General features: G+C 60.7%; 17 protein-coding genes and 2 pseudogenes. 13 read left to right on the top strand and 6 right to left on the bottom strand.

Going from position 1 to position 16,203, the window contains the following annotated elements:
- Window positions 1-69 precede the first annotated feature (69 nt).
- Window positions 70-1,149 carry a patatin-like phospholipase family protein gene (locus VY732_RS19865; protein WP_331691566.1) on the bottom strand — a complete coding sequence of 360 codons (1,080 nt, stop codon included), beginning with the start codon at window positions 1,147-1,149 and terminating at the stop codon, window positions 70-72.
- Window positions 1,150-1,395: 246 nt separating this feature from the next.
- Here VY732_RS19865 and VY732_RS19860 point away from each other — a divergent pair, with 246 nt between their 5' ends.
- From VY732_RS19860 to VY732_RS19845, 4 genes are read left to right on the top strand one after another with little or no spacing between them, the layout of a single operon-like run.
- On the top strand, window positions 1,396-1,704 hold the full coding sequence (locus tag VY732_RS19860; RefSeq protein ID WP_331691565.1) for a PepSY domain-containing protein: 309 nt from the start codon (window positions 1,396-1,398) through the stop codon (window positions 1,702-1,704).
- Window positions 1,704-2,015: a PepSY domain-containing protein gene (locus VY732_RS19855; protein ID WP_331691564.1), complete on the top strand. Its 312-nt coding sequence runs from the start codon at window positions 1,704-1,706 to the stop codon at window positions 2,013-2,015. The genes VY732_RS19860 and VY732_RS19855 overlap by 1 nt, the downstream gene beginning before the upstream one ends.
- A gap of 3 nt (window positions 2,016-2,018) precedes the next feature.
- A complete protein-coding gene (locus tag VY732_RS19850) occupies window positions 2,019-2,687 on the top strand; it encodes a response regulator transcription factor (protein WP_016986295.1) in 669 nt (222 codons plus the stop codon).
- The gene (locus tag VY732_RS19845; RefSeq protein WP_331691563.1) at window positions 2,684-3,997 is read left to right on the top strand and encodes a sensor histidine kinase; all 1,314 of its coding nucleotides are present in this window, start codon (window positions 2,684-2,686) and stop codon (window positions 3,995-3,997) included. The genes VY732_RS19850 and VY732_RS19845 overlap by 4 nt, the downstream gene beginning before the upstream one ends.
- 383 nt (window positions 3,998-4,380) lie before the next feature.
- Here VY732_RS19845 and VY732_RS30030 read toward each other — a convergent pair whose 3' ends face one another.
- Entirely contained in the window at window positions 4,381-5,085 is a 705-nt protein-coding gene (locus VY732_RS30030) for a methyl-accepting chemotaxis protein (RefSeq protein ID WP_370872671.1), read from the bottom strand.
- A 201-nt stretch (window positions 5,086-5,286) separates the two neighbouring features.
- Window positions 5,287-5,343, bottom strand: a pseudogene (locus tag VY732_RS30025) (hypothetical protein); the annotation flags it as partial.
- Window positions 5,344-6,783: 1,440 nt separating this feature from the next.
- On the opposite strand from VY732_RS30025, the gene VY732_RS19835 reads away from it, so the two are divergent.
- The 3 genes and pseudogenes from VY732_RS19835 to VY732_RS30015 all read left to right on the top strand — a co-directional run bounded on the left by VY732_RS19835 (window position 6,784) and on the right by VY732_RS30015 (window position 9,981).
- On the top strand, window positions 6,784-8,100 hold the full coding sequence (locus tag VY732_RS19835) for a Na+/H+ antiporter family protein (RefSeq protein ID WP_116030645.1): 1,317 nt from the start codon (window positions 6,784-6,786) through the stop codon (window positions 8,098-8,100).
- A 198-nt stretch (window positions 8,101-8,298) separates the two neighbouring features.
- Window positions 8,299-9,075, top strand: a pseudogene (locus VY732_RS30020) (cache domain-containing protein); the annotation flags it as partial.
- Between the two features lie 84 nt (window positions 9,076-9,159).
- Window positions 9,160-9,981, top strand: a complete 822-nt coding sequence (locus VY732_RS30015; RefSeq protein ID WP_409077500.1) for a methyl-accepting chemotaxis protein — start codon at window positions 9,160-9,162, stop codon at window positions 9,979-9,981.
- Window positions 9,982-10,189: 208 nt separating this feature from the next.
- Here the strand turns inward: VY732_RS30015 and VY732_RS19825 are convergent, their stop codons facing one another.
- Window positions 10,190-11,125 (bottom strand): LysR family transcriptional regulator, encoded by a 936-nt coding sequence (locus VY732_RS19825; protein ID WP_077573756.1) that lies wholly within the window; start codon window positions 11,123-11,125, stop codon window positions 10,190-10,192.
- 113 nt (window positions 11,126-11,238) lie between these two features.
- Between VY732_RS19825 and VY732_RS19820 the strand changes: the two genes are divergently transcribed.
- The 3 genes from VY732_RS19820 to VY732_RS19810 all read left to right on the top strand — a co-directional run bounded on the left by VY732_RS19820 (window position 11,239) and on the right by VY732_RS19810 (window position 13,301).
- Window positions 11,239-11,724, top strand: coding sequence for a DMT family transporter (locus tag VY732_RS19820; RefSeq protein WP_016987941.1), 486 nt, complete (start codon window positions 11,239-11,241; stop codon window positions 11,722-11,724).
- Window positions 11,725-11,727: 3 nt separating this feature from the next.
- Window positions 11,728-12,180, top strand: a complete 453-nt coding sequence (locus VY732_RS19815) for a DMT family transporter (RefSeq protein WP_116030641.1) — start codon at window positions 11,728-11,730, stop codon at window positions 12,178-12,180.
- Window positions 12,181-13,136: 956 nt separating this feature from the next.
- Entirely contained in the window at window positions 13,137-13,301 is a 165-nt protein-coding gene (locus VY732_RS19810; protein ID WP_077573617.1) for a metallothionein, read from the top strand.
- A 25-nt stretch (window positions 13,302-13,326) separates the two neighbouring features.
- Here the strand turns inward: VY732_RS19810 and VY732_RS19805 are convergent, their stop codons facing one another.
- Window positions 13,327-13,599 carry a hypothetical protein gene (locus VY732_RS19805; RefSeq protein WP_077573616.1) on the bottom strand — a complete coding sequence of 91 codons (273 nt, stop codon included), beginning with the start codon at window positions 13,597-13,599 and terminating at the stop codon, window positions 13,327-13,329.
- Between the two features lie 39 nt (window positions 13,600-13,638).
- Window positions 13,639-13,866, bottom strand: coding sequence for a DUF6555 family protein (locus tag VY732_RS19800; protein WP_034154602.1), 228 nt, complete (start codon window positions 13,864-13,866; stop codon window positions 13,639-13,641).
- A 136-nt stretch (window positions 13,867-14,002) separates the two neighbouring features.
- Here VY732_RS19800 and VY732_RS19795 point away from each other — a divergent pair, with 136 nt between their 5' ends.
- From VY732_RS19795 to VY732_RS19785, 3 genes are all read left to right on the top strand, one after another.
- On the top strand, window positions 14,003-14,785 hold the full coding sequence (locus tag VY732_RS19795; RefSeq protein ID WP_077573615.1) for an AraC family transcriptional regulator: 783 nt from the start codon (window positions 14,003-14,005) through the stop codon (window positions 14,783-14,785).
- Between the two features lie 221 nt (window positions 14,786-15,006).
- On the top strand, window positions 15,007-15,180 hold the full coding sequence (locus VY732_RS19790) for a DUF1427 family protein (protein WP_331691562.1): 174 nt from the start codon (window positions 15,007-15,009) through the stop codon (window positions 15,178-15,180).
- A 30-nt stretch (window positions 15,181-15,210) separates the two neighbouring features.
- Entirely contained in the window at window positions 15,211-16,167 is a 957-nt protein-coding gene (locus tag VY732_RS19785; protein WP_331691561.1) for a quinone oxidoreductase family protein, read from the top strand.
- The last annotated feature ends 36 nt before the right edge of the window (window positions 16,168-16,203 follow it).

The following is a 16,203-nucleotide window of genomic DNA, read 5'->3' as shown; positions in this document are numbered from 1 at the left end:
TTCAGATGGCGTTCGCCGCAGCGATTCGGGCAGGCGGCGAGTTTACCAGCTTGTGTTTGGCCGTGCTGACTAAAGGGTCAGCAAGCGCTCGGCGAGGCGACCATTGGCAGTCAGTTCGAGGAATTCATCGCCGAGGCGGCGGCTTTCGTCCATCGCCGCGTGCCAGTATTTCTGCCGGCCCGCTGCGTCGCCCATAAAGCGTTTGAAGTCATTGCGGTCGGGCAGTTTGCCGTAGGGCAGGCGCGCCAGATATTCCTTCGACGGTGCAAGCAACAGCACGTCCTGCAAGCGTTCCACCGAGGCCTTGCGCCATGGCAGAGTCTTGTCGAACCAGCCGGGAATCACTCGATCAGTGAAGTGCGGATAGAGCACGATGCCGTCGCCGCTGTAGGGCAGATCCAGATGATAGTCGAGCAGACCACCGTCGCGGAAAGTGCCGGCACCAGCACCCGGCAGGTCACGCACGCCTTCCATGACCATCGGGATCGAACCCGAGGCGAGCAGGGCCTGGCGCAGGTTACCGGCATTCAGGGCGACGAAGCGCGACGGGAAATCGTTCAGCGCATTCACCGGCGGGGCGAGGCGCGGGTCGTGGATGATCAGCCGTTCGAAGTGCCGCGACAGCCGCGCGCGACCGCGCAGGTTGTCGGCAATCACCGAGCCCAGCGCCAGACCGAGGCGCCCGCGATGGTCGTCGGCCAGACGCCCCTGACTTTTCACCACCATGATGTTCAGCCGGTAATGGGCGTTGTCGAGGATGCTCGCGTCGCGGCCATCGAGCAGGTCGTTGAGCATGCGTTGCGAGCTCTGACTGATCTCGGCCATGGTCACGCCTTTGTTGAAATTCTGCTCGGCGTACAGATGGCCGAGACGACGGATGCCTTCGGCGGCGTCCGGCAGACAGGCACTGGCGAAGCGCCAGGAACCTACCGAGGCGCCGATCAGCGAGCGTTCACGTGGCGCGGCGGGCAGCCATTCACCGAACAGCGCCAGATCCAGCCCCTGAATCCCCAACGCCTTCGGCCCACCGGCAGCGCCGGGCAGGGTGCCGACGTCGGCGGCGTTCAAACCCTGGGCACGAATGCGCGCCATGGCGCGTGGGCCGGCCTTGAGGGTGAGGGCGGGGAATTTGATGTGGATGTCGGTCATACCGGTCTCGATCGTTAGCAAGCGAACAATTATAAGCACATGTTACAAAACCTTGTAGGAGTGAGCCTGCTCGCGATAGCGGTGTGTCAGTTAACACTTATTTGACTGATAGACCGCTATCGCGAGCAGGCTCACTCCTACAGGGGTTGTATGTTGATTCAGAGCAATGATGGCAATTCAGTTTCAGTTAAGTTGATCCCGTTAAGGTGCCCACCGTTAAGCAACACATAAAAATACGGAGACACCATGAAAACCCTGACTGCCCTGTCCATTGCCTCGATCATCGGTCTCACTGCCAGCACTGTTCACGCCCGCGATCTCGGCCCTGACGAAGCCCTGCGTCTGCGCGACGCTGGTACTATCGTCTCCTTCGAGAAGCTCAACGCCACCGCGCTGGCCAAACATCCGGGTTCGACGATCACCGACACCGAGCTGGAAGAGCAGTACGGCAAGTACATCTACCAGATCGAAATACGTGATACGCAGGGCGTCAATTGGGATCTGGAATTAGACGCGGTGACTGGGCAGGTTCTCAAGGATCATCAGGATACGTAATGAAGGTTAATGTTCGCGCCACCCGCCGCACGGCGTTGGCGCTGGTGCTGTTTTGCTCGACGGCCATGGCCCGCGACCTCGGTCCGGACGAGGCGCTTGATCTGCGCAAGCAGGGCGTGATCCTGCCGCTGGAGCAAGTGCTGCAGCAGGCGATGGATCGCTATCCCGGCGCAAAACTGCTGGAAGTCGAGCTGGAAGAAAAACACGACGTCTACATTTATGAAGTCGAGTTGCTGACCGTCGAAGGTGTCGCGCGCGAGCTGCACCTGAAGGCCGATACCGGCGAACTTGTGAAAGACAAGGAAGATTGATCGATGCGTTTGCTATTGGTGGAAGACCACGTACCGCTGGCCGACGAACTGCTCGCCGGCCTGCAACGCCAGGGTTATGCGGTGGATTGGCTGGCGGACGGTCGTGATGCGCTGTATCAGGGCAGTAGCGAGCCGTATGACCTGATCATTCTCGACCTCGGCCTGCCCGGCGTGCCGGGGCTTGAAGTGCTGGCGCAGTGGCGCGCCGGTGGTCTGGCGATTCCGGTGTTGATCCTCACGGCGCGCGATTCCTGGGCCGAGCGCATCGAAGGCCTGAAGGCCGGTGCCGATGATTACCTGACCAAACCGTTTCACCCCGAAGAGTTGCAGTTGCGCATTCAATCGCTGTTGCGCCGCTCCAAGGGCCAGTCCAATCAGCCGACCTTGCAGGCGGCCGGGCTGCATCTGGATGAGGGCCGCCAGTGCGTGGTGCGCGACGGCGCCGATATTCAACTGACCGCCGCCGAATTCCGTTTGTTGCGCTATTTCATGCTGCACCCGGAGCAGATCCTCTCCAAAAGCCACCTCGCCGAACACCTCTACGACGGTGAAACCGAGCGCGACTCCAACGTCCTCGAAGTGCACGTCAATCATCTGCGGCGCAAGCTCGGCAAAAGCGTGATCGAAACCCGTCGGGGCCAGGGTTACCTGTTCGGCGGGCAAGCTTCGTGAGGTCGATCCAGCGCCGTTTGAGCCTGGGTTTGATCAGCGTGATGGTGGTCGTCGGTGTAGTGGTGGCGCAAACCAGTCTGTGGTTGTTCGAAGTGGGTTTGCAGCGTTATCTCGAAGCCGGTTTGCGCAACGACAGCGAAAGTTTGCTGGTGGCATTGGTGCGTGGGCCGCAAGGCCTGCAACTGGATGAGCGGCATTTGTCACCGGCCTATCAGCGGCCGTTTTCCGGGCACTATTTCCGCATTGATTTTGCCGACAGCCATTGGCGTTCGCGTTCGTTATGGGATCAGGATCTGCCGCTGCTCGACCATCCCGGTCTGCACAGTAATCTGCAACTGGGGCCGGACGGTCAGCAATTGCTGGTGCTGCGCTCGGATTATCGACGCCTGGGCCAATCGATTTCGATCAGCGTCGCGCAGGATTACACGCCGGTGCGCGAGAGCTTTCAGCGCATGCGTCAGATCGGGCTGGGCCTGGGTCTGGCGGCGTTGCTGTTGATTCTGTTCTTGCAGCGCTTGACCGTACGCCGCGCGCTGAAACCGCTGGAAAAGGCCCGCGAACAGATTGCTCAGTTGCAGCAGGGCCAGCGTTCACAACTCGATGATCAGGTACCGGTGGAGCTGGAACCGCTGGTGGCGCAGATCAACCATTTGCTCGCGCACACCGAAGACAGTCTCAAGCGTTCACGCAATGCCTTGGGCAATCTCGGGCACGCGTTGAAAACGCCATTGGCGGTGCTGTTGAGCCTGGCGTCCAGCGAAAAACTCGATGCTCATCCTGAGCTGCGCAAGGTCCTCAAGGAACAGCTGGAGCAGGTGCAGCAGCGGCTCAATCGCGAATTGAACCGGGCACGGCTGTCCGGTGATGCACTGCCGGGGGCGCTGTTTGATTGCGATGCGGAGCTGCCGGGGTTGCTGGCGACGTTGAACATGATTCATGGCGAGCATCTGGCGCTGAGTTATGTCGCGCCGGCGGGGTTGCAGTTGCCGTGGGATCGAGAGGATTTGCTCGAGTTGCTCGGCAATCTTTTGGACAACGCCTGCAAGTGGGCGGACGCCGAGGTGCGTCTGAGTGTGATCGAACGTACGGATGGATTTGCCTTGAGCGTGGAAGATGACGGCCCGGGGATTCCCGAAGAACAGCGCGCTCAGGTATTCAATCGTGGCACGCGGCTGGATGAACAGACCCATGGGCATGGCCTGGGGCTGGGGATTGTCCGCGATATTGTCGAGACTTGGGGCGGGTTGCTGGTGTTGGGTGAGAGTGAGTGGGGCGGGTTGAAGGTGGTGATCGAGTTGCCTCGGCGGTGAGTCTTTAGAAGCCCCTCACCCTAGCCCTCTCCCGGAGGGAGGGGGACTGACCGCGTTGTTTATTCGAGGTACACCGACGTGAGATACCGAGTCGAACTCAGGTTTTGAAAGCCTCCCCGTGATCGGAGATACCGAGCCGAACTCAGATTTTGAAAGCATCCTCGTGATCTGAAATGCCGAGCCGAACTCAGGTTTTGAAAGCATCCTCGTGATCTGAAATGCCGAGCCGAACTCAGGTTTTGAAAGCATCATCGTGATCTGAAATATGGAGTCGAACTCAGGTTTTGAATGGCACGGAGATCGGCTCCCTTTCCCCCTCGCCCCCTTGGGGGGAGAGGGCTGGGGTGAGGGGGGAATCCAACTGACACCCCACAACCTTCGGATCACACCCGGAACTGATCCATCAAACTCTGCTGCTGATTCGCCAGGCTATTGAGCGACTGGCTCACCCGCGCCGACTCATTCGCCTGCCCGGACAGCGACTCGGTGACATCGCGAATCGTCGCCACGTTGTTATTGATCTCTTCCGCCACCGCACTCTGCTCTTCAGCGGCACTGGCAATCTGCAGGTTCATGTCGCTGATCACCGTCACCGCATCGCCAATCTGGCGCAGCGCGGTCACCGCTTGGCCAACCTGTTCGACACTGCCCTGAGCCTGACGATGGCTGTTGCCCATCGACCCGACCACATCCTGCGTACCGCTCTGCAACTGCTCGATGACCTGACGGGTTTCTTCCACCGATTCCTGTGTGCGGCGGGCGAGGTTGCGGACTTCGTCGGCGACCACGGCAAAACCACGGCCAGCCTCACCGGCACGGGCCGCTTCGATCGCGGCGTTGAGCGCCAGCAGGTTGGTTTGTTCGGCGATGGCGCGGATGGTTTCCAGCACCGCGCCGATTTTCTCGCTGTTGGCGGCGAGGCCTTCGACCTGCACCATCGCTGCGCTCATGTCGGCGGCGAGGGTGTCGATGCTCGCGGTGGTGCGGTCGATCACCGTCAGGCCCTGACGGGTAGCGCGATCGGCATCCTTGGCCGCTTCGGCAGCCTGCGCGGCGCTGCGGGCGACGTCTTGCGCAGTGGCGCTCATTTCGTGGGATGCGGTGGCGACCTGATCGACCTGACGGTATTGCTGTTCCATGCCAGCGCTGGTCTGGGTCGCAATCGCTGAGGACTGATCGGCGGTGTTGCGCGCATCCTGCACCGAGCGTTTCACCTCGGCGATGATCGGCTGCAACTTGTCGAGGAACTTGTTGAACCAACCGGCCAACTGACCGAGTTCGTCCTTTTTGTCGTAGGCCAGACGGCGGGTCAGGTCGCCTTCGCCGCTGGCGATGTCTTCGAGCATATGTGCCACGCCGAGGATCGGTTTGGTCACGCTGCGCGCCATCAGCCACACCAGCAGCAAGCCGATCAACGCCGCCAGCACGCCAAGGCTCAGTTCGATCAAAGTGCCCGAGTTATTGCTGGCATCCAGTTGTTGCTTGAGCGCCTCGGCGCGGCTGACCAGGACCTTTTCCGGTACGTCGAGCAACACGCCCCACGACGGGCCCCCGGGAATCGGCGGGAACGGCGACAGCACTTTCAACTGACCGTTGCTGTGCAGGCTGCTGACGCTGCTGCTGGAGGCAAGTTTGCTCAGCAGTTCGGCGCCACTGATTTTGTCGACGGCATCCAGACGCTGACTGAGTTTGCCGGCATCCGGGCTGTAACCGGCGAGCAGGCCGGCGGGGCTGATGATGCTCACGGCGGTCTGGCCGTCATAGAGCTTTTTGCTCGCGCCCTGGCTGATCGCTTGCAGGCTGTTGAGATTGATGTCGACCGACAGCGAAGCGATGACTTTGCCATTGACCATCAGCGGGAAGACGATGCTGGTCATCAGCACTTTTTGCCCGTCGATCACATAGAAGTAGGGTTCGATTACGCACGGCTTGAGCGTAGCGCGCGGGCAGGTGAACCAGGCGTTCGCGGCTTGGCCGCTGGGGCCGGTGCTGGTGTCGGCCATGTCGCTTTCCGGCAGGGCCATCGAGGTGACTTTGCCTGGCGTTGGTTGCGACCAGTACAGGGCGAAACGGCCCTTGTCATTGCTGCCCAATTCGGCTTGGCCGGCGAACAATTCGTCCTTGCCGTCCAGCGCGTTGGCTTCGAACACCAGCGACAGGCCGAGCAGGTCCGGGTTGGCCTGCAACGCCGATTTGACCTGACGGGTCATGTCTTCGCGCAGGTCGAAGGCATCGAGAAAGCGTTTCTCGGCCTGTTCACGCAGGAACAAAACCTGGCGCGAGAAACCGTGGCCGTATTGATAGGCGTCCATGAACTGCTGGCGAATGCCGGCAGCCTGCACCTCACCTTGCGACTCGATGCGCGCTTGCGCCGACTCGGTGAGCATTTCCATGCTCGAAGCTTTCACCAGTGCAGAACTGTGCTCCATGCGATACAGCGAAAGACCGACCAACAGGGTCACGATACCGGCCAGGCAGAGGCCGGCGAGCAGGGTGATTTTCCATTGGATGGAAAGTTGTCTGAGCGACATGGAGACGTCCTTATTCGATAAATATCTGAGACTTTGCACTGTAACGGCCGCAAATCGGCTTTCTTTATCCTTGAAACTCAATATGACGGATTGCCGCACCCGAAATCGCCCGCTCGCTTTGACACTGCGGCCACTCTGCGGCACAGTGCGCGCCCTTCTAATAAGACCCTCTTTGCAAATCCGCCGGTGAACCGTTGGCGGACTCATCCTGTCTGGCGGTGTGTTTTCCACCGCAGTGTTTTTTGAGGTAGTGAAATGAATGCAGTCATAGCGGCAGTCGGCGTCATGCTGATTCTCAGCCTGTCCCGCGTGCACGTGGTGATCGCCTTGATCGTTGGCGCGCTGGTCGGCGGCCTGACCGGTGGTCTGGGCATCGATGCCACGCTCAAGGCGTTCAACAGCGGCCTGGGCGGCGGGGCGACGGTGGCGTTGTCCTACGCGTTGCTCGGCGCTTTCGCCGTGGCGATTGCCAAGTCTGGCCTGGCCCATGCGCTAGCCGACAAGGCCCTGGCGATGGTCGACCGTCAGCATGCGACTGGCGGTGGCAGCGTCAAATGGCTGCTGATCGGCCTGTTGTGGGTGGTGGCGATCGCTTCGCAGAACATCCTGCCGATCCACATCGCGTTCATTCCGCTGCTGGTGCCGCCGCTTCTCTATGTACTGACCAAGCTGCAACTCGACCGCCGCTTGATCGCCTGCGTCATGACGTTCGGTCTGATCACCCCGTACATGTTCCTGCCGGTGGGCTTCGGTAACATTTTCCTCAACGAGATTTTGTTGGCGAATGTTGCGCGCAGCGGCGTCGACATCAGCGGCATCAACGTCACCCACGCCATGGGCCTTCCGGCGCTGGGCATGGTCTTTGGTCTGGCGATGGCGTTTATCAGCTACCGCAAGAAACGCGTGTACGACCTGGCGAAGATCGAGCAGGTCGAGCAAGTCGCGGTGCAGTACAACCCGCTGAGCCTGATGATTGCCGGTGTGGCGATTGCCGCTGCGTTCATCGTGCAGTTGCTGCTGGACTCGATGATTATCGGGGCACTGGTCGGTTTTCTGATCTTCTCGGCATCAGGCATCGTGAAATGGCGCGAGACCGATGACCTCTTCACCGAGGGCATGAAGATGATGGCGATGATCGGCTTCATCATGATCGCCGCGTCTGGTTTTGCCGAAGTGATGAAGGCCACTGGCGAAGTGCAGACGCTGGTTGAATCCTCGGCGTCGTGGATCAATCACAGCAAGGGCATCGGTGCACTATTGATGCTGCTGGTCGGGTTGCTGGTGACCATGGGCATCGGTTCGTCGTTTTCCACTGTGCCGATTCTGGCAGCGATTTTCGTGCCGCTGTGCGTGCAACTTGGCTTCAGCCCGATCGCGATTGTATGCATCGTCGGTACCGCTGGTGCGTTGGGCGACGCCGGTTCGCCTGCTTCGGATTCGACGCTGGGCCCGACCTCCGGCCTGAATATCGACGGTCAGCATCACCACATCTGGGACACCGTGGTGCCGACGTTCCTGCACTACAACCTGCCGCTGCTGGCGTTCGGCTGGGTGGCCGCGATGGTTCTTTAAACCCCACGTCTCCCCTGTAGGAGTGAGCCTGCTCGCGATAGCGGTGTATCTGTCAGTACATCTGCCAACTGATACACCGCTATCGCGAGCAGGCTCACTCCTACAGGGGATTGGGGAAATCCCTGACTCAACTTTTGCTTGCGCGTGCCGTTAAAGCCTTTAACCACGCCAATAAAACCAAAAGAGTGAGCTCCCACAATGCGCCTGAGCCTCAAGGCTAAAGTCCTCTCCCTCGCCGTTCTCCCGGTGTTGCTCTTTGCGCTGGTCATCAGCCTGACCACGCTGTTCATCCTCCAGGAACAGGCGCACAAAGAGGTCGAACAGACCCGCGAACGCCTGCTCGGCGACGCCAAAGCCACTTTGCAAAGTTACGTCGCCGTGGCCATGACCACGATCAAACCGCTGTACGACGCGGCGGCTCCCGGTGATAACGAGGCGCGAGCGCAGGCGATCAAACTGCTGTCGGGTATTCGCTACGGCAAGGACGGCTACTTCTTCGGCTACGACTCCGAGACCGTGCGCCTGTTCAAGGCTAATGACCCCGAAGGCGTGGGCAAAAGCTTCAAGGACAACCGCGATCCGAACGGCGTCTACGTCAATCTCGGTCTGGTGAAAGTAGCGAAGGACGGCACGCACTATCTGCAGTACAGCTCGCCACTGCCGGGGAATGCCAAGGTGCTGGTGCCGAAACTCGGCTACACCGAATATCTGGCCAAGTGGGACATGGCCGTCGGTACTTCGGTCAACCTCGACGGCATCGAGGCACAAGTGGCGTTGGTCGAAGCGCAGGTGCAGGAACGTGTGCAAGGCGTGGTGCTGAGCATCGTCGGCGTGGCGGTGGTGGTGTTGTTGGTGATTGCGGCAGCGGGGATGCTGCTGGCCAATACCATTTTGCGTCCGCTGAATTTGATGAAGGCCAACCTCGATGACATCGCGGCGGGCGAGGGCGATCTGACCCGTCGACTGAACATCACCAGCCAGGACGAACTCGGCGAACTGGCCGGCTCGTTCAATCGCTTCGTCGACAAGATCCATGGCCTGGTGCGGCAGATCACCGAAATGACCACGCAACTGACCGGGCTGGTGACGCAGGTGTCGGATCAGGCCCAGCGTTCGGATCAGGCGATGGAACGTCAGCGTCACGAGACCGATCAGGTCGCCACGGCGATCAATGAAATGTCCGCCGCCGCACAGGAAGTGGCGAAGAGCGCGCAGAACGCCGCCGTCGCTGCTCAGCAGACCGACGAAGAAGGCCAGAGCGCCAAGCGTGTGGTGGCCGGCAGCATCAAGCAGATTCATGCGTTGGTGGATGATATTCGTAGCAGCGGCGTGTCGCTCGACAGCCTGCAGCAGGACGTGACGTCGATTGTCGGCGTGCTCGGGGTGATTCGTTCGATTGCCGAGCAGACCAACCTGCTGGCATTGAACGCGGCGATTGAAGCGGCGCGGGCTGGTGAAGCCGGGCGCGGGTTTGCCGTGGTGGCGGACGAAGTACGGGCGTTGGCCAGTCGAACGCAGATCAGCACCCAGGAAATTCAGGGCATGATCGATCGTTTGCAGGCGGGCACGCAATCGGCGGTCGAAGCGATGCGCCGCTCCAGCGAGGCGGGTGACGGCACTTCACAGCAAGCCAATCAGGCCGGGGCTTCGCTGGATGCGATGGCCGAGCTGATCGCGACGATCAACTCGATGAACGCGCAGATTGCCAGCGCGGCGGAGGAGCAGACGGCGGTGGCCGAAGAGATCAACCGCAGCGTGCATCAGATTGCGGTGGCGGTGGACAGCGTGGCCGATGAAACGCAGTTGGGTGCGCAGACGTCGCGCAGTCTGGCGGAGCTGGGGCAGCGCCTTGGCAAACTTGTGGGCCAGTTCCGGATCTGACAGCGTGAAAAGCCCCTCACCCTAACCCTCTCCCGGAGGGAGAGGGGACTGATTGGGGGATGCTTTGGAACTACGCCGACCTGAAACAGCTTTACCGAATCCATAATCGACAGAATCTTTCCGGTCGATGGATGCCCCGAGACACCTCGGTCAGTCCCCTCTCCCTCCGGGAGAGGGCTAGGGTGAGGGGCTCTTGATCTTCATCCCCTCAAGGCCTGTCCCAGTAGGGCACTTCACCAAAGCATTCGACAAAGAAATCAATCACCGTCCGCACCTTCACCGACAACCTCCGGCTCCCCGGCCACAACACCGCAATCTGCTGCGGCTCCAGGCTGTTCGACACCTGATACTCCCCCAACACCGGCACCAGCGTGCCGTCGCGCACCGCTTCGCCAATCAGCCACGACGGAAACATCACCAGCCCCAAACCCTGTTCAGCGGCTTGGGTGAGGGTGTCGGCGTGGTTGCCGGTGATCGGGCCTTTGACCGAATAGGGCGTCCATTCCTCACCATCACGACGGAAAAACCAGCGCTGCTGGCCGGTCGCGCCTTTGTAGGCCAGGCATTGGTGTTGCGCCAGATCTTCGGGTTTCTGCGGTGTACCGTGGCGCTTGAGATACGCCGGACTGGCCGCGACCTGAAAGCGATGCGGCGCGAGAATCCGTGCCTGCATGCTCGAATCGTGCAACGGGCCGATGCGGAACAACAGGTCGGCGCCTTCCTGCAACGGGTCGACGTAATGGTCGGTCTGCTGGATATCCAGTTGCAGCTTCGGATAACGCGCACATAACTTGCCCAGCCACGGCGTCAGATGGCGCTGGCCGAACACCACCGGGGCGTTGATGCGCACCAGGCCGGTGGGTTCGCTTTGCTGTTCTTGCAACGCTTGTTCGGCTTCTTCCAGTTGCACCAGTACCAGCCGCGCATGATGACCGAGCATGCGCCCGGCTTCGGTCGGCGTGACGGCGCGGGTGTGGCGGTAGAGCAATTGCTGGTTCAACGCCTGCTCCATCAATTGGATCTGCCGGGAAATCGACGAGGGCGCCACACCTTCGCGGCGGGCGACTTCGGAAAAACTACCGTGATCGAGCACGGCGACAAACAGCCTTAGCGCCTTGAATCCGAGTTCGTTGAGCCCGTGCATCGTTCGTCCTGCTGTGCGAGTTGCGCAAAAGTGTTGTCCGGATGCTCCCATTTATCGCACAGCTTGGCCAGTCGATAATCCGCGCCATCGTTTACTTGAGTGGAAGGTTGTTTATGCAGACGTTGGATGAGGTGAGTGTCAGCGCACCGGCGACGAAATCCGGATTGCGCTTGTTGTTGCTGCCGCTGGTGATTCTCGCGGGCATGGGCTTGTCGGTGGAGGCGGGGTTGCTCGGGCCGTTGGGTGTGCAGGTCGGGCATCTGTGGGCGACCTTGAGCATCTTCGGGGTTGGCTCGGCGATTCTGTTTTTGCTGCTGTTGTTTGCGGGGCCGCAAAAAGGCCCGGCCCTGACTGATCTGCCGCGTTGGCAGTTGATCGGTGGGTTTCTGGGGCCGATGTATGTGGTGGTGCTGACGTTGGCGACGCCGCATATCGGCATTGCCATGACCATGATCGCGATTCTGTCCGGTCAGGTGGGCAAGAGTGTGCTGATCGACCATTTCGGCTGGTTCGGTGCGACGCGCAAGAAGGTTAATGCCGAGCGCTGGCTGGCGTTGGGGTTGATTGTGGTGGCTTTGGTTTTGATTGCGCGGGGGTGAGTGATGAGTCTGATTATTTTGTTGGCGGTGGTGGTGTTGGCCGGTGCGGTGTTGAGCGTGCAGGCGGCGATCAATGGGCGTCTGGGCGAGTCGGTTGGGGTGTTGCGCAGTAGTTTGTTGACGTTTGTTGTGGGCGCCGTAACGACTGGGTTGTTGATTTTGTTTTTTGAGCCGGCCCATGCGGTGAGCCTGTTGGATGTGCCGAAGTGGCAGTTGACGGGGGCGTTGTTTGGCGTGGTGTACATGATGGTGATGGTCGGGGCGGTGCCGGTGGTGGGGACGGCTGTGGCGACGGTGGCGGTGATTGTCGGGCAGTTGGGGATGGGGATGTTGATTGATAATTTTGGCTGGTTGGGGAATCCGGCGATTGAGTTGTCTGGTTCGCGGATTTTGGCGATGGTGTGTTTGGGGGTGGCTTTGGTGTTTATGTATAGGAGTTCGCGTGCTGCTGAGTGATTTGGATTGGGGGCATATCCGTTGCTTCGGGTGTTGCTGATTAGGGTTCCGCCCTTACGGCGGGTCACTTTTTCCAGACGCCGAAAAAGTAACCAAAAAGGCTTGCTCCTACGTGCGGCCCGCTCGCTGGGGCTCGGGGTTCCTTCGCTCCGGGATCGATCCGGGCGCAGCGTCTCCGGTTTGCTTCGCTGCACCTCCTCTCGCTGTGTTTGGCTGCGCCAAACGGTCGCTGCGCTCCCACGCCCGGATCAATCCCTCCACTCAGCCTTCCGACGTCGCCTTACAGATCAAGATCAAGAGCAGGCGAGCTGACACTCGGCCTATTGAGTGGTGAGGAGCGGGTGTTCGGCTTTGGTTTTGTGGTGGGGCTGCCCCTCACCCCAGCCCTCTCCCGAGGGAGAGGGGGCCGATGGTGGGCCTTTCAGAATCTGAGTTCACCGCGGTAGCGCACGTCGGCTTATCTCTCCCAAACACCTCAATCAGTCCCCTCTCCCTCCGGGAGAGGGCTAGGGTGAGGGGCTCTTGATCTGGCTTGTGATCTTGCTTTGGCTTTGGCTTTGGCTTCGGCTTTTGATCTTTTGCCCCTTCGGCAGGCCGAGCGGAGGTGTTCATCCGGGGGGTGGGCGCGAAGCGCCGTGCGGCGAAGCCGCACACATCGAGAGGAGGTGCAGCGAAGCAAACCGTAGGCGATGCCCCCGGATGGACACCGTAGCGAGGGAACACTGAGCCTCAGCGAAGTGCCGTACGCCGGGGCAAGCCTTTTTGGTTACTTTTTCGGCGTCTGGAAAAAGTGACCCGCCGTAAGGGCGGAACCCTAAGCAGCCGTTACCGCAGCAACGGATATGCCCCCAAACCCCCAACCCCCCCCAACCCCCCAAATCTCCGACAGCTTCTACACTGGTTATCACGGCTCGCCCCTCAAGCCCCAGACAACCCCCACCCAAGGAGTCTGTCCCATGCCCGATAGAAAATGCGATTGTCCCAACTGCAAGTGCACCATCAAAGAAGGCGATCATGCCTACGCCGTCCACGGCAAACACTATTGCTGCGAGGCCTGCGCCCACCACCACAAAAGTGGTGAAGAGTGTTCAACCAAGGGCTGTAAATGCGCCCACGGATGAACAACGACGCATAAAAAAGTGGAGCCTAATCAGGCTCCACTTCCAGTTTCAGACTTTCATCCTCCAGCCGCTCGGTATGCCGCACCGTGCCCTGCAGCCGTCGGCCCTCAACCCTGACCACCACGGTTTTCGCCTGGTCGAGATCTTCCGGCAGCGGTGCCGGCACTCGCAGGGCAAAGCAAAACGGATCATCTTCGACCGCCTCCAGCCCAACGCGGCAGTCCACGCTTTTGGTGATCCGCCCGAACAGCGTATCGAGGCCGTAGTCCAGATGCGCCGGGCTGCTGATGTTGCTCATGGTGCATTCCCCCGAATGATGCCGATCGCCAGGCAGAGCTTAGCTGGTCGGTCGCCACACGACGTTTTCCACGCCGAATTTTTCCGCCATCGGTTTGCTGGTCTTTTGCACCTTCTCACGGCCAAAACGCGGGATGCGGCCGACCCCGGCGTCGCAGCTTGCCCAGTGCCACGCCTCGGCGTTGTCCATCTTGTCCGAGCGGATAATGAACGATTTGGGCGTGCCGTGAAGGGTGTAGTCGATGACATAGAGTTTTGCGTTGTTCATAAAGCCCGTATTCCTCCCTGTGGTAATAGAGGGATCGCGGCGCACCGGGAAAATTCACTCGGATTGTCCGACGGTCTCTATCGTTGGCGACGCCGTGGCGCACTGGTTACCATGGGTTTTCCGCCAACCCCAATGAATGCTCGCCATGGCCCTTGCAGCACCGCCCGATCTCAGTGATACCGATGTGCCCGTGCAACGTGTGGCGCGGACCTATCCGCGCGGCTTGTTTATCGAGCCGCATGAGCATGTCTGGGGGCAGTTGCTGTATGCGATGAGCGGGGTGATGTGGGTCGAGACGCCGCACGAAGCGCTGGTGGTACCGCCGCAGCGCGCAGTGTGGTTGCCGCCGGGTGTGCCGCACGGGATTCGGGTGGTGTCGGATCTGCAGATGCGCAATATCTACCTGCGCCCGGCGCTGGCGGCGACACTGGATCAGACGGTGCAGGTGATCGAGGTCGGTGGGTTGCTGCGCGAGTTGATTGTCGGGCTGGTGGAGCAGGGCGACAGTGGTGATCCGGCGTATTACGAAGCACTGGTCGGGTTGGCCTTGCTGGAGCTGAAACGCGCAAGGCGTTCGCAGCTGAAGATCCCCATGCCGGACGACTCCGACCGGCGCTTGATGAATCTGTGTCAGGCGGTGATGGCGGCGCCGTCGCTGGAGATTCCCTTCGAGCAGCATGCGCAAAATGCCGGAGCCAGCGTGCGCACGTTGGCGCGGTTGTTCAAAGACAGCCTCGGCATGGGCTTCGCCGAGTGGCGGCGGCAGGTGCAACTGGCGACGGCGGTGGCGGAACTGATTCAGGGCGTGGCGGTGAGTGTGATTGCCCGGGAACTCGGCTATTCACCCAGTAGTTTCAGCGACATGTTTCGCCGCGAATTGGGTGTCGCCCCCTCGCAATTCATGACTCACAGCGGATGATCAGACTGGCCTAAGACCTGTAGGCCTTCGCCTGCTCGCGATAGCGGTGTGTCATTCAACTATGCATCAGCTGACACACCGCTATCGCGAGCAGGCTCACTCCTACAATGGACTGTGTTGGCTCCAAAGGTTTGTCCGAAATTCAGAAGTCCTTGGCCGATTCCATCCCGGCCGGTTCCCTAAACTCTGTCCATTCCCTTCAAACGGCGGAGTGACTCCCCATGAACTACCTGATTTCGCTGGCCATCGGTCTCGGCGTCGGCCTGCTCTATGGCGCGCTGGACTTCCGTTCTCCGGCGCCACCGGCCATCGCGCTGGTCGGCTTGCTCGGCATGCTGGCCGGTGAGCAGCTGTGGCCGATGGGCCGGCAATTGGTCGCCGGTTGGTTGCCCTGAATTTCCTCTTTTCCTTCGGTGGATGTCCTCATGAAAGCACTGCAATTCGATAAAACCGGCGACCTGTCTGCCCTGCGTTACGTGGAGGTGCCGACCCCGGCACCCGGCGCTGACGAAGTGCTGGTGCAGATCAAGGCTGCCGGGCTGAATCCCAGCGATGTGAAAAACGTCCTCGGCCGCTTCCCCTACACCACGCTGCCACGGATTCCCGGCCGGGATTTCGCCGGTGTCGTCGTCGAAGGCCCGCAGGCGTTGATCGGTCAGGAGGTCTGGGGCACTGGCCGTGAGCTGGGCTTTTTTGCCGATGGCTCGCATGCCGAGTTCGTCAAACTGCCGGCCAATGGTGTGGCACACAAACCCTCGCACCTGAGTTTCACCCAGGCGGCCAGCCTCGGCGTGCCTTACACCACAGCGTGGGATGCGCTGGAACGCAGTCTGGTAACGGCCGAAACGCGTTTGCTGGTGATCGGCGGCGGGGCGGTGGCCACCGCTGCTTTGGCGCTGGCGAAAGTGCGTGGCGCGCAGTTGCTGGCGGCGGCGCGGCGCCCGGAGCAGGTGGCGGAGTTGCAGGCGCAGGGTTATCAAACGATTCAGCTGGATAAGCCCGAAGACCTTGGCGCGCAGGTCAACGCGGTATATCGCGGCGGCGCCGATGTCATCTTCGATACCACTGGTTTCTGGCTGCCGGCGTCGGTGGCGGCATTGGCTACCTTCGGCCGGATCGCGATCATCGCCGCGCCGGTGGACGGGCATGTGCAACTGCCGGCACTGGCGCTGTATCGCAAGGGCGGTTCGGTGGTCGGGATCAATTCGCTGCTTTATGGCGTTGCAGCCTGTGCGGCGATGCTCGAGCAGTTTGGGCGGTTCTTTGATGAAGGCTTGCTGCCGTTGCCGCAAGGGTTGGTCGAAGCGCCGTTGGCCGAAGGCCTGGCGCGCTACGCCGACGTCAATCAAGGCAGCGGCGACAAAGTCATCCTCATTCCCTGACCCACCGCAAAACCCCGTGTAGGCCTTCGCCTGCTC

This window comes from Pseudomonas sp. ZY71, assembly GCF_036542145.1.
In the GTDB taxonomy this organism is placed as follows: Bacteria; Pseudomonadota; Gammaproteobacteria; order Pseudomonadales; family Pseudomonadaceae; genus Aquipseudomonas; species Aquipseudomonas koreensis_A.
This window is presented reverse-complemented; position numbering and strand designations above follow the sequence as displayed.

Coding starts and splice junctions, on each gene's coding strand:
- VY732_RS19815 (WP_116030641.1), top strand. CDS start 11,728: ATGAGTCTGATTATTTTGTTGGCGGTGGTGGTGTTGGCCGGTGCGGTG.
- VY732_RS19790 (WP_331691562.1), top strand. CDS start 15,007: ATGAACTACCTGATTTCGCTGGCCATCGGTCTCGGCGTCGGCCTGCTC.
- VY732_RS19820 (WP_016987941.1), top strand. CDS start 11,239: ATGCAGACGTTGGATGAGGTGAGTGTCAGCGCACCGGCGACGAAATCC.
- VY732_RS19825 (WP_077573756.1), bottom strand. CDS start 11,125: ATGCACGGGCTCAACGAACTCGGATTCAAGGCGCTAAGGCTGTTTGTC.
- VY732_RS19860 (WP_331691565.1), top strand. CDS start 1,396: ATGAAAACCCTGACTGCCCTGTCCATTGCCTCGATCATCGGTCTCACT.
- VY732_RS19855 (WP_331691564.1), top strand. CDS start 1,704: ATGAAGGTTAATGTTCGCGCCACCCGCCGCACGGCGTTGGCGCTGGTG.
- VY732_RS19800 (WP_034154602.1), bottom strand. CDS start 13,866: ATGAACAACGCAAAACTCTATGTCATCGACTACACCCTTCACGGCACG.
- VY732_RS30015 (WP_409077500.1), top strand. CDS start 9,160: ATGACCACGCAACTGACCGGGCTGGTGACGCAGGTGTCGGATCAGGCC.
- VY732_RS19810 (WP_077573617.1), top strand. CDS start 13,137: ATGCCCGATAGAAAATGCGATTGTCCCAACTGCAAGTGCACCATCAAA.
- VY732_RS19785 (WP_331691561.1), top strand. CDS start 15,211: ATGAAAGCACTGCAATTCGATAAAACCGGCGACCTGTCTGCCCTGCGT.
- VY732_RS19865 (WP_331691566.1), bottom strand. CDS start 1,149: ATGACCGACATCCACATCAAATTCCCCGCCCTCACCCTCAAGGCCGGC.
- VY732_RS19835 (WP_116030645.1), top strand. CDS start 6,784: ATGAATGCAGTCATAGCGGCAGTCGGCGTCATGCTGATTCTCAGCCTG.
- VY732_RS19805 (WP_077573616.1), bottom strand. CDS start 13,599: ATGAGCAACATCAGCAGCCCGGCGCATCTGGACTACGGCCTCGATACG.
- VY732_RS19850 (WP_016986295.1), top strand. CDS start 2,019: ATGCGTTTGCTATTGGTGGAAGACCACGTACCGCTGGCCGACGAACTG.
- VY732_RS30030 (WP_370872671.1), bottom strand. CDS start 5,085: ATGAGCGCCACTGCGCAAGACGTCGCCCGCAGCGCCGCGCAGGCTGCC.
- VY732_RS19795 (WP_077573615.1), top strand. CDS start 14,003: ATGCTCGCCATGGCCCTTGCAGCACCGCCCGATCTCAGTGATACCGAT.